General features: G+C 39.4%; 13 protein-coding genes. 3 read left to right on the plus strand and 10 right to left on the minus strand.

The genetic code is table 11. The annotated features are described in order from the left end of the window. Positions 1-15: 15 nt before the first annotated feature. Both TOL2_RS06030 and TOL2_RS06035 read right to left on the minus strand, forming a co-directional pair. Positions 16-2,151, minus strand: coding sequence for a SulP family inorganic anion transporter (locus TOL2_RS06030; RefSeq protein ID WP_014956626.1), 2,136 nt, complete (start codon positions 2,149-2,151; stop codon positions 16-18). Further along, positions 2,151-2,756, minus strand: coding sequence for a TetR/AcrR family transcriptional regulator (locus TOL2_RS06035; RefSeq protein ID WP_014956627.1), 606 nt, complete (start codon positions 2,754-2,756; stop codon positions 2,151-2,153). Before TOL2_RS06035 ends, TOL2_RS06030 begins: the two co-directional genes overlap by 1 nt. Before the next feature lie 366 nt (positions 2,757-3,122). On the opposite strand from TOL2_RS06035, the gene nhaD reads away from it, so the two are divergent. Then, positions 3,123-4,988: a sodium:proton antiporter NhaD gene (gene nhaD / locus TOL2_RS06040; protein ID WP_014956628.1), complete on the plus strand. Its 1,866-nt coding sequence runs from the start codon at positions 3,123-3,125 to the stop codon at positions 4,986-4,988. Between the two features lie 178 nt (positions 4,989-5,166). Here nhaD and TOL2_RS06045 read toward each other — a convergent pair whose 3' ends face one another. From TOL2_RS06045 to TOL2_RS06065, 5 genes are all read right to left on the minus strand, one after another. Beyond that, complete coding sequence (locus TOL2_RS06045; RefSeq protein WP_014956629.1) at positions 5,167-6,168, minus strand: response regulator; 1,002 nt, start codon at positions 6,166-6,168, stop codon at positions 5,167-5,169. 68 nt (positions 6,169-6,236) lie between these two features. Then, on the minus strand, positions 6,237-6,956 hold the full coding sequence (locus TOL2_RS06050; RefSeq protein WP_014956630.1) for a pyridoxine 5'-phosphate synthase: 720 nt from the start codon (positions 6,954-6,956) through the stop codon (positions 6,237-6,239). A gap of 110 nt (positions 6,957-7,066) precedes the next feature. Further along, positions 7,067-7,540, minus strand: coding sequence for an rRNA maturation RNase YbeY (gene ybeY, locus TOL2_RS06055; RefSeq protein WP_083863481.1), 474 nt, complete (start codon positions 7,538-7,540; stop codon positions 7,067-7,069). Beyond that, positions 7,428-9,806: an HD family phosphohydrolase gene (locus tag TOL2_RS06060; RefSeq protein WP_014956632.1), complete on the minus strand. Its 2,379-nt coding sequence runs from the start codon at positions 9,804-9,806 to the stop codon at positions 7,428-7,430. Before TOL2_RS06060 ends, ybeY begins: the two co-directional genes overlap by 113 nt. Then, on the minus strand, positions 9,781-10,731 hold the full coding sequence (locus tag TOL2_RS06065; protein WP_014956633.1) for a PhoH family protein: 951 nt from the start codon (positions 10,729-10,731) through the stop codon (positions 9,781-9,783). The genes TOL2_RS06060 and TOL2_RS06065 overlap by 26 nt, the downstream gene beginning before the upstream one ends. A 107-nt stretch (positions 10,732-10,838) precedes the next feature. On the opposite strand from TOL2_RS06065, the gene TOL2_RS06070 reads away from it, so the two are divergent. Together TOL2_RS06070 and mazG are read left to right on the plus strand one after the other, a co-directional pair. Continuing rightward, complete coding sequence (locus TOL2_RS06070) at positions 10,839-11,345, plus strand: CvpA family protein (RefSeq protein ID WP_014956634.1); 507 nt, start codon at positions 10,839-10,841, stop codon at positions 11,343-11,345. 3 nt (positions 11,346-11,348) lie between these two features. Further along, complete coding sequence (mazG, locus tag TOL2_RS06075; RefSeq protein ID WP_014956635.1) at positions 11,349-12,134, plus strand: nucleoside triphosphate pyrophosphohydrolase; 786 nt, start codon at positions 11,349-11,351, stop codon at positions 12,132-12,134. Here the strand turns inward: mazG and TOL2_RS06080 are convergent. From TOL2_RS06080 to TOL2_RS06090, 3 genes are all read right to left on the minus strand, one after another. Then, on the minus strand, positions 12,122-12,580 hold the full coding sequence (locus tag TOL2_RS06080; RefSeq protein WP_041279312.1) for a hypothetical protein: 459 nt from the start codon (positions 12,578-12,580) through the stop codon (positions 12,122-12,124). The genes mazG and TOL2_RS06080 overlap by 13 nt on opposite strands. Positions 12,581-12,741: 161 nt before the next feature. Beyond that, positions 12,742-13,041 (minus strand): flagellar biosynthesis anti-sigma factor FlgM, encoded by a 300-nt coding sequence (locus tag TOL2_RS06085; protein ID WP_014956636.1) that lies wholly within the window; start codon positions 13,039-13,041, stop codon positions 12,742-12,744. Positions 13,042-13,054: 13 nt separating this feature from the next. Beyond that, on the minus strand, positions 13,055-13,477 hold the full coding sequence (locus TOL2_RS06090; RefSeq protein ID WP_014956637.1) for a DVU0524 family FlgM-associated protein: 423 nt from the start codon (positions 13,475-13,477) through the stop codon (positions 13,055-13,057). Positions 13,478-13,517 lie beyond the last annotated feature (40 nt).

Consider the following 13,517-nt stretch of genomic DNA (forward strand, 5'->3'; position numbering starts at 1 on the left):
TTTTATTCTATTGATTTATAGACCCTGTCTTAAACAGGTCGTCAACAGGGGGCATTTTTTTTCTGAAGCGCCCTCATGTGTGTGTTGATGAACTTTTGCAATGGCTTTTTCCATGGTTGGATAAATGTTATGCTCACCTATCTCTTCAAGAAGATGAGTGCGTTTCATAACCTTATAGACGGATTCATTAACACCACTCAGAGAAATGCCATACCCGGCACTGCGCAACCATTGAACTATCACTGCCAGCATTTCTTCCCCGGATGCATCCATATCGTTTATTCCATTGGCTGCGATAATGATATGGCGCAATTCAGGGTTTTTGTTTATTCTGTCATTAATCTCATCTTCCAGATAGCTCGCATTTGCAAAAAAAAGTGGGCCCTCAAAACGTATCAGGTCAATGTGTTTACAGGTCATTAATTGATTCGTTTCTGAACATCTTAATGCCTTGTCTTCCGCCCTTGATAAATAGGAAACCTTTGGGCGCATACTTTTGTATAAGAATACTCCCAAGGAGAGTGCAACTCCGATATAGATGCCTTTTTCAAGATGTGGAGCAAGCAAAAGTGTTGCAACAAAAGTGATAACCGAAATAAGTCCGTCATACCATTGAGCCCGCCAGGCATGAACAAATCCTGATATGTTTACAAGTCCGATAACCGCCATCATGATTACTGATGCCAGAACCGCCTGGGGCAGATGGTATAAAAGGGGGGTGAAAAATAAAAGGGTTATAATGACAATTAAACTTGTAATAACACTGGATAAACCTGTTAAAGCACCTGCCTGTAAATTTACCGCGCTTCTGGAAAATGATCCTGAAACAGGGTAGCTCTTTCCAATGGCCCCAATCATGTTGGATATCCCCTGACCAATCAATTCCTGGTTCGGATCTAACCGCTGCCCGGTTTTGGCTGCCATTGCTTTTGCAATGGCAATGGCTTCCATAAAGCCCAGAAGAGAAATGATGACGGCAAAGGGAAAAAGCTGGATAAAAACGGAGAAGTTCAGTTGGGGTATGCTCAGTGAGGGAAGTCCCTTTGGAATATTTCCGACGACCGCACCTCCTCCCATTAACGACAGCTTTTCCGTATCAATTGGTTTGTTCCCGATTTTAATATGATAAACACGACCGTCTGATTCAACAGGCTTAAACGATTTTGAAGCAGGATAAAATAACTCCTGACCGGAAGGCGTTTTTACTGCTGTAAATTTAACCTTTCTCAAATTTGATCTGAGTTGGCCAGCCTGTTCTTTAAACTGGTTTATTTTTGATGTCATCAAGTTGATTTCAAAATTTTCTTCTAATAAATTTAAAGATTTTCCTTTGTCTGAGTGCATTGAATCAAGTTTTGATGTTGCAATTGCCCTGTTTTTGCTTAATTCTTCTATTGACATTAATGTTGCATTAAAATTTTTAATTTGATGACGAATATCAGTCGCCTCAATTTGTTCAATGGGTACTTTGACATTATGCTCAAACCCGGTTGACCATGAAATCAAGGTGGTTGTTACTACGGCTGCAAGGACATAAGGGATTTTAGGATTTAATCGCTTAAGTCCTATCATGATACCAATCGACAAAAGACCTATAAAAAGCGTTGGCAGATGTGTAAAATCCATTGCAGCCACGATAACCCTGTAAATGGTTTCATAATGGTGATTTGCTTTATCAACATATACTCCAAACATTTTTGACAACTGGGATGAAGCAATTATAATCGCAGCAGCATTTGTAAAACCGTTTACAACAGGATGAGAAAGAAAATTTACAATCAATCCCAATCTTAATACACCCAATAAAAATTGAAAAATTCCCACGGTCAGTGCCAGCATTATGGCATACGCAATGAACGCTTCACTGCCTGCCGTGGCAAGGGGTTCTAAGGATGCTGCGGTCATGAGGGAGACGACGGCTACAGGTCCGGTTGCAAGCTGCCTGCTTGATCCGAACAAAGATGCCATCATTGGGGGTAAAAAGGCTGCATAAAGTCCATAATATGCTGGTAATCCGGCCAGTTGGGCATAAGCCATAGATTGGGGGATTAACACCAAAGCAACCGTTAATCCAGCCAGGAAATCAATTCGAAATTTTCCTATTGTATAATCTTTAAACCACTCCAAAAAAGGAAAAAATTTGGTAAGCATCAGTCTATACCTTCCATGTTTAAGTTGTTTGATTTTAATATTTTTTTACAGGCAATGATCATATCATTGAACAAAGCACTGGCATCATATAAATTATAAGTTTTGAACCTTACCACTCCATCCACCATGGAAAAAATGATTAATGCTGTTTTTCGTGAAGGCATAAAATCAATTGATCCGTCTTTTTGTCCGGTTTCTATGGCATTTTCGTATATGCTTACCAGACAATCATAAATTGCTTCTAAATTCCGGCGACACTCTGGAAACTCTTGAGCCATCTGATACGGATAATAACGATGCAGCAAAAGAAACTGATTTTCCATTTTTCCGGCCAGATAAAGGTGGAATGCAATCGAACTTTCAATCATATTCATTCCGTTTTTGAACTGCTGTTTTTCCATATAGTTTTCAAATTCCTCAAGAATCATTTCCCGGGTATGTTCAAGCACCGACAGAAACAACGTTTCTTTGTTTTTGAAATGATAAAAAATAGTCCCCTCAGCAATGCCAATAATTTTAGACAACTCTGCAGTTGAAGTCTCTCTGTATCCATTTCGAGAAAATAAAATTGTTGCAGTTTCTAAAATTGCCTGTTTGCGTTTCATTGCACATATCCCATATTGAGTATTCACTCAGATAAACTGAGTATTTACTCAGGAATAGCGCCTTTTGTTTGTGTTGTCAAGATTTTTTTGATGGATTATTTCAATTATTGTGATTTTTTTTGTTTCAGGAAATAATCTTTAATTTAAGACAATCAGGTAAAATTAAAAATTGCTTTTTTGTAAAAGATCTATTATTCAAAGGCGGTGTTTTTATATTAAATTTTTATCAGCGCCTTGGATTTGCTTTCAGGAATTGGCATGACCTAATTATAGAATTAGGAGGTCATTTTTCTTATGGTTTGACCCCCTGACGGCTTGACCCTGAAGGCTTAATATGGGGTGCTGGAATTGAAAAGGAATTATGAAATGAAGAAATTGTTTTTGGCATTGCTTGCCCTGTTGGCTGCCCCGGTTTTGGTTTGGGCATCGGGTGGAGATACCGGTCATTCGGAATTAATAGATTTTACAAAAACCACATATGGCTACCTGGGTATCGGCCTTTTTGTGGCGGCATATGCATTAGTGCCCCTTGAGAATACCATTCACCTTCGCAAGAGCAAACCCGTACTTCTTGCCGCCGGTTTTATCTGGGTACTGGTCGCATTTGCCTATATGAGCGTCGGGGATACACATACGGCTCACGAAGCCATTAAAGACAGTTTGCTTGAGTATGCAGAGTTGTTTTTGTTTCTGCTTGCTGCCATGACTTATATAAACTCCATGGAGGAGCGGAATGTGTTTCAGGCCCTGAGGGCCTGGCTGGTTTCAAAGGGATTTTCCCTTAGGGTCTTGTTCTGGATTACCGGACTTCTGGCTTTTGTCATCTCGCCGGTGGCCGATAACCTGACCACGGCACTTCTTATGGGTGCAGTCATCATGTCTGTTGGCGGTGATGACAAAAAGTTTGTCGCCCTGGCCTGTGTTAATATCGTTATCGCGGCCAATGCAGGGGGTGCATTTTCTCCGTTTGGGGATATCACAACCCTGATGGTGTGGCAGAATGGCAAGGTGGCCTTTACTGAATTTTTTCATATCTTTGTTCCCTCCCTGGTCAACTGGCTTGTGCCTGCTATCTGTATGAATTTTGCCGTTGCCAAGACTTCTCCCAAGAAACTGGATGAGAAGGTTGAGATGAAATACGGTGCCAAGGTTGTTATGGCTCTTTTTCTTTTGACCATCATCACTGCTGTCAGCTTTCATAATTTTCTTCAACTCCCCCCTGCAGCAGGTATGATGCTTGGACTTGGGTATCTTGGTTTTTTCAGTTACCATATCAAGCGCAAAGAAGGGAGGATGCTTTATTATGACAATATTCTTGGTTCCAGAAGCAAGAGTTCTGCAACAAATGCACTCTCTGCTCTGCAGGGCAAGACCCATGATGAGATCACCGGGCTGGTCAATGATCTTCCAACTCCCGCTTTTATTCTTGACAAAGAGCATGTGATAACCCATTGGAACACGGCCATGGAGAAGTTGACCGGTGTTTCGGCCAAAGATAAGATCGGTACTAAAGATCAGTGGAAGCCGTTTTATCCAAAAGAAAGACCCCTTCTTGCCGATATGGTTCTGGAAGGCGATTCAAAGAAATTGATTGACAAGTTTTATCATGGCAAAAACATGCTCAATAATTTTCTTGAATCTGCTTATGAAGTGTCGGATTTTGATCCTTCTCTTGGAGAAGAGGGCAGGTGGCGTTATTTTACGTCAGCACCCCTTAAGGATAAAACAGGCCAGGTGGTGGGTGTTATCGAAACCATTGAGGATATGGAAAATGTCCAGGAGACAAAGAAGTACTTTGACATCATGGAAAGAATTTCCAGGGCGGAATGGGACACTCTGCTGTTTTTTTACGGGGTAACCCTTTGTGTCGGAGGCCTTGGCCAGTTTGGTTATCTTAGTCTTGTATCTAATTTCATGTACGGTGACCTTGGACCAACAGTGGCAAATTCCCTTGTTGGGGTGTTATCTGCCATTGTTGATAATATTCCGGTCATGTTTGCAGTTCTCAAGATGGATCCTGTCATGTCCCACGGCCAGTGGTTGCTGGTTACCCTGACAGCTGGTGTAGGAGGAAGTCTTCTCTCCATAGGTTCTGCGGCAGGCGTTGCCCTGATGGGAACCGCCAGGGGGGTTTATACCTTTGGCGCCCATTTTAAGTGGGTTCCGGTTATAGCGCTTGGCTATGTTGCAAGTATACTGGTTCATCTTTTGATTAATGCCAAATTTATGTAGTCTGGTATTGTTAAAATAAATTGATAGAGGTATGGCTCGGTCTTTGGCTGGGCCATATCTGTTTTTGCAGGTAAGCACAAGAGAGTTTGTCTGCAAGCGTAATAGTATGTTTAGCCCAAATATTTGACGACTTTTGTTGTTGGTATGGATTGTTTAATATGCTGCTTGCACAGGGCTTTTAGAGGTCATTCTCGTTCTTATCCAAGACTGAGAAGTCAAATCCAGGATATAATTTTTCACAGCATGCAGGGCATATACCGTGGGAAAACACAATGGTTGAAAAATAATCTTCAACCTGCACCCAATTGTTTTTTTCTATTTTGATGCTTTTGCAATTTGCACAGATAGGGAGAATATCCTTTGAATTTGAATCTTTTTGCAAGAGAAATCTCTGGAATTTTTTTCTAAGCTCAATGAATTTTGTGATATCCCGGACAACTGAGATAGACCCTTTGTATATGTTTGTGTCACTCCAAATAGGGCTGCAGGCCAGTTCCACGTGAACAGGATGGTTGCTTTTATCAAATATTTGTATCTCATACCTGCTGCTTAATCCGGTTTTTCTGTTCTGGGTTTGTTGTTGAATAATCTTAAAATTGTCTTCATCAGAGAGATCTTTGATGTTTTTTTTCAGTATCTCATCACTTGAATACCCTGTCATGATGCAAAATGCCTGGTTGGTATAGGTAAAGTTTTCATGTTCATCCACTGTGAAAACACCCTCAACAATATTTTCCGTAATGGTTCTGTACTGGTGTTCACTTTTTTCAAGCTGCTTTCGATATCGCTTGTTTTCTTCAAACAACCTTTTGTTTTCAAGAACCTGCTTAACAGTATGGCTTATCATGTCAAGATCTTCAACGGGTTTTGTAATATAATCTTTGGCCCCCATGCGCAGAGCCTTGATAATATCTTCTTTTTTCCCGGCCCCGGATATCACGATCAATGGCGTATCCGGTTTTGATTTGTGAATAGTTTTCATGACTTCAATGCCATCCATTCCAGGCATCCTTAAGTCAGTGATAACAATATCAACCTGGTTATTGAAAAAAATATCCAGGCCGCTTTCACCATTTTCTGCAGAAAAGACAAGATAGTCCTCATCTTCAAAAAAAGATTTCAGACTATCTCTAATGGTTACTTCATCGTCAATTATTAATATCGTTTTTTGATCGGTCATTATTGCTTTTTAAAATTTAAGAGGTTTTATGTTGATAACTTTTCAATCTACCATAATTTTAAAAATTTTTAAAGTGCTCCAATTAATTGTTTCATATCCCTGACAGCCTGGTCCATTCCTGTCAGGATGGCTCTTGCAACAATACTGTGTCCGATGCTGAATTCACTGATTTCGCTCAGTCCTTTAAAGGCTTGGATGGTATTGTATCCGATTCCGTGGCCGGCGTTTACTTCAAGTTTTAACTTGGTTCCGATTTTTGCAGCATCAACGATTCTTGAAAATTCACTTTGCTTCTGGGCATCGTTTGTGGCATCGCAAAAAGCACCTGTATGGATTTCAATCATGTCAGCATCAATTTTATGTGCAAGTTTGATCTGGTCAAGATCCGGGTCGATAAAAATGCATACGGCAATACCTGCATTTTTCAAGGTTGCTATGGCTTGTCTTATGTTGTTTTCATGGGTGATAAGATCCAGCCCCCCCTCGGTGGTGAGCTCTTCTCTTTTTTCAGGGACAAGGGTAACACAGTCAGGCTTGACATCAAGTGCAATTCCCAGCATTTCACTGGTAGCACCCATTTCCAGTATGAGTTTTGATTGTACGATTTTTCTCAGCAGCCTGACATCTCTTTCGTTGATATGTCGCCGATCTTCTCTTAAATGAACAACTATTCCGTCAGCCCCTGCTGTCTCGGCAGCAACAGCAGCGGCAATTGGTTCAGGAAATGTAACTCCCCGGGCATTTCTCAAGGTTGCCACATGATCTACATTTACAGCAAGTTGGGCCATTTGTTCTGCTCCTCCATTTTTTATGAAAATTTTAAAAAATTAATACAGTGACTTTTAATTTTGTTGTGGGCAAATCTAAAGGAAATACAAGATCTGCCCATGGCAGTTGTTTAAAAAGCATTTAAATTTTTATTTGTCTCAATCTCTCTTAACAGTTCAAGGCTTTTATCTTCCATTTTTTTTGAATCTGCCGGGCTTGTTTCATGATCAAAGCCCATTAAATGAAGAATTCCGTGGATCAAAAGCTGGGACATTCTTTCCAAAAGAGTTATATCAGACATATCCGCCTCTTTTTGAGCTGTTTTACAAGAGATGACAACATCCCCTAAAAGGCCGGGTGTTATATCGGCAAACCGGCCCTCCTGCATGGGAAAAGCCAGGACGTTTGTGGGTTTGTCAATGCTTCTATAGGTTTTGTTGAGCTGTTGAATTTGGTTATCATCCGTAATGACAATGGATATTTCATGGGCATCACAACCCAAGGCGCTTAAGATCTGTTTTGTCTTTTGGCGGATGGTGTCCGTTGGTATTTTCTTTTTTTGCTGATTGTCGATCAGTATCTTTAGGTGATCCGTTTTTTTCATTTTTCTTTTCCTGGGCTTTGTCCGGGTATTCTATACGGCTGTGATAAATACTTGTTAAAATATTATTAAAGCTTTTTGCAATCTGGTGCAGATCTTTTAAGGTCAGTTCGCATTCTTCTAATTGTCCGTCTGCAAAAATATCATTAATCAGTTCTTTGACCCTTCCCTGGATTCTTGCAGGCGTGGGGCGTTCCAGTGCCCTGACGGCAGCTTCCACAACATCGGCCAGCATGACAATCCCGGCTTCCCGAGTCTGGGGTTTTGGGCCGGGATATCTGAAATCTTCTTCTTTTACCGTATCATTACCGCTATTTAAACTTTTTTGATAAAAATATTTGATCAGGGATGTGCCGTGATGCTGAATAATTCCTTCAATGATTTCATTGCCTAATTTATATTTTTTTGCAAGCTCAACACCTTTTTTCACATGACCGATTAAAACAAGGGCTGACATGGAAGGCGAGAGTTTATCATGCCTGTTTTTACCGTCTGCCTGATTCTCAATAAAATATAATGTTTTATCCAGTTTTCCGATATCATGATAATACCCCATTACTTTTGCCTTAAGCGTGCCTGCATCAATCGCCGATGCTGCGGCTTCCGCAAGTGTGGCAACAATGATGCTGTGATTATATGTGCCGGGTGCTTCAATCATCAGCTTTTTGATCAGGGGTCTGTCCAGGTTTGAAAATTCCAGGAATTTTGAGTCTGTTGTGTAATCAAAAAGAATCTCAATCAAAGGGGTGAACCCGACGGTAAAAGTAGCTGAAAAAAGACCTCCGCAAAAGGCCAGCATCATTTCTTTTGTAATAATAACAACATCGGGGCGGGCAAGAGAATAGAACCCAAGGGAAAGGGCCAGGACTGCATTGAACACGGCAAGCTTGAAACCGGCCATAATGAAATTTTTTCTTTCCTGTTTTTCCTTGATCCACCAGGCAGCAGTAATGCTGGATAAAAAGAAAAATATAAAAACCTCAAAGCTTCCTGAAAAAACAAGACTTGTGAGCAAAGAAAGAATAACTGTAAAAATAACGGCAATATCAAAACCAAGGAACAGGCAGGTCAACATGGCCGCTGCCGGTATGGGAAGAATCATGAAAAATGACATGGAAGAGATATCCCATGGAATTTCAGGATTGGCAGACTGGGCAATTTGGGTTGAAAATTTGGCAAAGGTGAGATACAGAACAAGTCCCAATGCCAGGAAAAAAATATGTTTATTATGATCTGTTTTTAACTTTTTGTTGTCTTTTAAAAACAGGGTATAGATAACCAGGACGGAAAAAAAAGTGATTAAGGCTATTCCCGTACTTGAAATAAAAATATCCTTTTCTTCTATCTGTTCTTTGAGGGCAAGCAGTTTTACCAAATGAACTTTGTCAACACGTTCGCCTTCCCTTAAAATCATTTCACCGGCTTTGATCTTATAGAGGATCGGTTTGATTTGATCCTCGGTATTTCGTATTCTTTTTTCGGTTTCATTTTTATTCAAGGTAATATTGGGTTGCAGCAATCTCTGGCAAAGATCAACGATCAGGTTGGAAAGATTATAGTTGATATCCTTTAATATGGGTTGCCCCTCGATTCGAACCATTGTTTTAGCCTGATCCGGACCGTAAAAAATTTTTAAATTATTGACCGTTCGCTCTTTTTTCGAGTCGATATTTCGAAGAATAATTCCTTTGTGGGCTTCCTTGAGTAATATTTCCTTGTTTGCCACAACCCCGTTTGTAAGAATGTTTGTAATAATGGTTTTAATCTTCATGGAAATGTCAGGAGAGAATTGGTGTTTATATAAGATAGAATAGGCCCCTTTGCTGACTTCAATACCCAGTTTTTCTTCAAATTCAGGTTGGGTATCCAGTACAATTTCAAATGTAGGAGCCGGTTCAAGGTTTTGTCGCTCTGCTTTCTTGAACAATTCCTGGGGGATTTTCATTGCTGAATCAATATTGGAAGAGATCTTTTTTATCAGGTTGGCATCAAAGTCATATACATTTTTAACGGATTCTTTTACTTCATTTTTTTTCAGATTGGTTGCTTCCTTGTCTTCAATAAAGAAGTTTTTAGGCGCTTTGATGTCCCTTTTTGCCACATCCCCGATCGTATAAAAATGGGATATTTTATTTTGTATCGGGTAATGGGTTATGGTAATGGTAAAGACAATTGTGAAAATAATCAGCAAAATCCACAATATGGAAGGTTTGGTCAAAAAGAATTTTTTTGCCTGCCTGATCTTATTTTCGTTTTTGCTTTTTTTCATAGGCGTCTATAATATTTGATACAAGTTTATGCCGGACAACGTCATCCTTTGAAAAATATATAAATTCAATTCCTTTTATATCTGTCAGGATCTTTTTTGCTTCAATCAGACCGGATTTTTTGCCGGATGGAAGGTCGACCTGGGTGATATCACCTGTTACAATAGCTTTTGATCCATATCCGATTCGTGTTAAAAACATTTTCATTTGTTCGGATGTGGTATTCTGTGCTTCATCCAGAATAATAAAGGCATTGTTTAATGTTCTGCCCCGCATGAATGCAAGGGGGGCTATTTCAATGGTATCCTGTTCAATGAGTGCTTTTGCTTTTTCAAATTCCATCATGTCATACAGGGCGTCATACAGTGGCCTAAGGTAGGGGTTGATTTTCTGGGCCATGTCTCCGGGCAAAAATCCCAGGGCTTCGCCGGCTTCTACAGCCGGTCGCGTCAATATGATTTTTTTGACTCTCCCTTTTGAAAATGCCGCCATTGCCATGGCCATGGCAAGGTAGGTTTTGCCTGTCCCGGCAGGGCCGATGGAAATAACAATGTCATTTTTATTGACAGCCTCGACATACTTTTGCTGGGAAGGATTTCGAGGGGTAATGGCTTTGTTTTTGATCGTTTTAAAGACTGTTGTCAGGAAAATTTTTTTTAAATGGGAGTTGTTGTTGTTTTTTATGGTATTAATGGCTGCATCAATATCAGCTTCCTCAAAGGTGAAGTTATCTTCTAAAAGCTGATATATTTGGTTGATCAGTTTTTCAGCAAGATTGATATCCTGAGGATTGCCGTCAACCAGTATGGCATTGCCCCGGGTATGGATTTCAACCTTAAATGCCTGACAAATTTTATCCAGGTTATGGTTATGGTGTCCGAAAAGTTCGCGGGTGAGATCAAGATTTTTAAAGGTTATATTTTTCATGCCCTATAGGGTGCAATTTATTTGGTTAAAGGTCAATAAAAATCTTGACTCAAAAACGACTTAATTGTTATTGAAAAGGCTCATTTAATCAGGGGAAAAGGGGGAATATGAACGCTTTTGATATTGTCGTTATTGTGATTGTCTCATTTTGTCTGATACGGGGGCTTTTCAGAGGATTGATCGGAGAGGTTTCCGGAATCATCGGTGTTGCCGCAGGGTTTTATGGTGCCTATACATACTATCCCTTGATAACCCCTTATGCTGAATCATGGATTGAAAATCCCGGAATCAGAAATATTGCGGTTTTTTTTCTTTTGTTTTGTGCTGTTTTAATCGCCGTCAGTATTGCTTCGGTATTGATCCGGAAATTTCTGAACCTTGTTTTTTTAGGGTGGATAGACAGAACCTTTGGTCTTGTTTTTGGGGCTGCCAAAGGGATTTTGATTGTATCGGTTCTTTTTATTATGATCACAACATTTTTGCCAAAGGATTCAAGCTTTTTGGCCGGCTCAAAATTTTTGCCTTATGTTGCACAAGTATCTAAAACCATGACTGTGTTTGTATCCCAAAATACTAGAAAAGATTTTTTAAAAAAGTTGGAAGGAATTCTTTAAGATTTGGAAACGATAGATGCACTGTTTAACATTATCCGAACATTAAGAAGCAAAAACGGGTGTGCGTGGGATCAAAAACAAACCCCTGAAACCATGTGGAAATGCCTTGCAGAAGAATTATATGAACTGGAAGAGGCAATTGCAAAACAAGACCTGCAAAATATATGCGAGGAATTGGGGGATGTTCTGTTTCAATTGATATTTGTTTTGGAGATTTTTCAGGAAAAACAACTGTTTACGTTTTCAGAAGTGGTGGACAAGGTCTCAAAAAAGATGATCCGCCGTCATCCCCATGTATACGAAGATGCCAGTATATCAAATGAACAAGAGTTGAATCAACAGTGGGAATCAATCAAAGCTCTTGAGCATGAAGAAAATGGACAGATAAGAGCATCTGTGCTGGATTCGGTTCCCAAAGGGATGCCATCTTTGATTCGGGCCTTGAAAGTATCCAAATGTGCTGTAAAAGAAGGATTTGACTGGGATAATATACATGAAGTGCTGGATGCGGTCAAAGATGAAATCAATGAGTTTGAAGAAGCCTTAAGATCCGGGAGTAAAAACGAGGCAATGATGGAATTTGGCGACATTTTGTTTACTCTTGTCAATGTGGCAAGGGTTGCAGGGTTTCATCCTGAAACTGCTCTTGCCGGTTCTACGGCAAAGTTTGAAGGCCGGTTCAGGTTGATGGAAAAAGAGTTAAAGGAGAAACAGGTCAACCTTAAAGATCTTTCAAAGAATCAAAAAGAACTGTTTTGGAACCGGGCAAAACAATCCTATGACAGATAATCTCCCCTTTGAAATTTAAGGTATTCTGTTTGTGCAGTTATAATCGTCCGGGTTGCAATTTTTTTCAGATTGGAATCCACATCTGTCAGACGTTCCGTCTCTTTTAACAGGTTGCCTGCCTGATCTTTTATTTTTTCCAGAACCGGGGCAATATTTTTCAAGGAAACATTTTGGTCATCAAGCTTTGATGAGTATGAGTCAAGCATTTCCAGAAGTTTGTCGGTTTTTCCAGACACTATATCGGATGAAGTCATGATATTCAGACCTTTAGATGCAATTTCCTTTAAAGCATTGGTTGACTCAAGTTCCATTTCAGGTTTCTTTGTTCTATCAAGGGCTTTATCAAAGGCAGTTTCAAATGCGCCTGTCTTTTGACTTTTCGAAATCCTGGGATTTAGAGCAGCAAGAGATTGCGCGGATTCATGTATTGAATTTACATTGGTCATAATGGCCTCCTTTTTTTGTTTAAAGTTTAAAATTGCAAAAGGTATGCCATTGATTATATTTTTTATGTTAGTAAGAAAGTGTTGTTAAATAGGAAGGTTATGATTTTTAGCAGTGGGGGTTATACATAAGATAAGAAAAAAATGCCGGGAAAATATTTCCATTAACCGACTTCATTTAAGATTGAACCAGCCATCTTTTCGGCAATGGCATCAGCATTAATAGTGTATTGATTAGTTTCAAACTTTTGTTTGATATCTGACACATATTTTTTCCTGTCTGCCGGATCAGTTTCCATGGCTTTGGACATTTTTTGAAGATTTTTAGTCCGGTCGGAAAAATTAATTCGGTCGATATTTTTATTAGCATCTAAATCGTCATTTTTTTGTGTTTTAATGTTTTTAGCGGTTTTGTTGGAATACATCTTATTGATATAACCGGGAGTAGAATTTAATATTTTCATAACTTGTGTCTCCTTATAATTCCATATTGCTGTCTGCTACTTCCCGAGCTAATTCCGTCATTCGTTTAACAACGAAATTTGAATCTTCAACAGATAAGGTATGGGTTGCTTTTTGATTGTCTTCATCAATCACGGTATATGTGAATTGATTTTTGTTTTTTGTGAAATCAATTTTTTTCCCTAATTCTTTTTCAATCTGACTGGTGATATCTTCTTCGTTTTTTGCTTTAGGCCCTTCAGTAATAATTTTATCTACAATACTCGTGGCGACTTTATCAATAATGGTCTGTCTTTTTCCTTCAGAGGATATGGTCACACTGTCGGCAGAACTTTTATTGGTGACACCGAATTTGTTTTTGTTCAATATTTTGCCCTGGCTCAACTGGCGTGAGTAAGTCTTTAGGACATTTTTTATTTGATATGAAGGTATTTGCATTTAATTTCCCCCTTGAACACAATTATCGGTCTGAGAAAAT

It is taken from the genome of Desulfobacula toluolica Tol2 (genome assembly GCF_000307105.1).
Lineage (GTDB): Bacteria > Desulfobacterota > Desulfobacteria > Desulfobacterales > Desulfobacteraceae > Desulfobacula > Desulfobacula toluolica.

Excerpts from the sequence above, each read along its gene's own strand:
- TOL2_RS06085 (WP_014956636.1), bottom strand. The coding sequence starts at position 13,041 with ATGAAAATATTAAATTCTACTCCCGGTTATATCAATAAGATGTATTCC.
- ybeY (WP_083863481.1), bottom strand. The coding sequence starts at position 7,540 with ATGAAAAAAACGGATCACCTAAAGATACTGATCGACAATCAGCAAAAA.
- TOL2_RS06045 (WP_014956629.1), bottom strand. The coding sequence starts at position 6,168 with ATGACCGATCAAAAAACGATATTAATAATTGACGATGAAGTAACCATT.
- TOL2_RS06035 (WP_014956627.1), bottom strand. The coding sequence starts at position 2,756 with ATGAAACGCAAACAGGCAATTTTAGAAACTGCAACAATTTTATTTTCT.
- nhaD (WP_014956628.1), top strand. The coding sequence starts at position 3,123 with ATGAAGAAATTGTTTTTGGCATTGCTTGCCCTGTTGGCTGCCCCGGTT.
- TOL2_RS06030 (WP_014956626.1), bottom strand. The coding sequence starts at position 2,151 with ATGCTTACCAAATTTTTTCCTTTTTTGGAGTGGTTTAAAGATTATACA.
- TOL2_RS06080 (WP_041279312.1), bottom strand. The coding sequence starts at position 12,580 with ATGACCAATGTAAATTCAATACATGAATCCGCGCAATCTCTTGCTGCT.
- TOL2_RS06060 (WP_014956632.1), bottom strand. The coding sequence starts at position 9,806 with ATGAAAAAAAGCAAAAACGAAAATAAGATCAGGCAGGCAAAAAAATTC.
- TOL2_RS06090 (WP_014956637.1), bottom strand. The coding sequence starts at position 13,477 with ATGCAAATACCTTCATATCAAATAAAAAATGTCCTAAAGACTTACTCA.
- TOL2_RS06070 (WP_014956634.1), top strand. The coding sequence starts at position 10,839 with ATGAACGCTTTTGATATTGTCGTTATTGTGATTGTCTCATTTTGTCTG.
- TOL2_RS06050 (WP_014956630.1), bottom strand. The coding sequence starts at position 6,956 with ATGGCCCAACTTGCTGTAAATGTAGATCATGTGGCAACCTTGAGAAAT.
- TOL2_RS06065 (WP_014956633.1), bottom strand. The coding sequence starts at position 10,731 with ATGAAAAATATAACCTTTAAAAATCTTGATCTCACCCGCGAACTTTTC.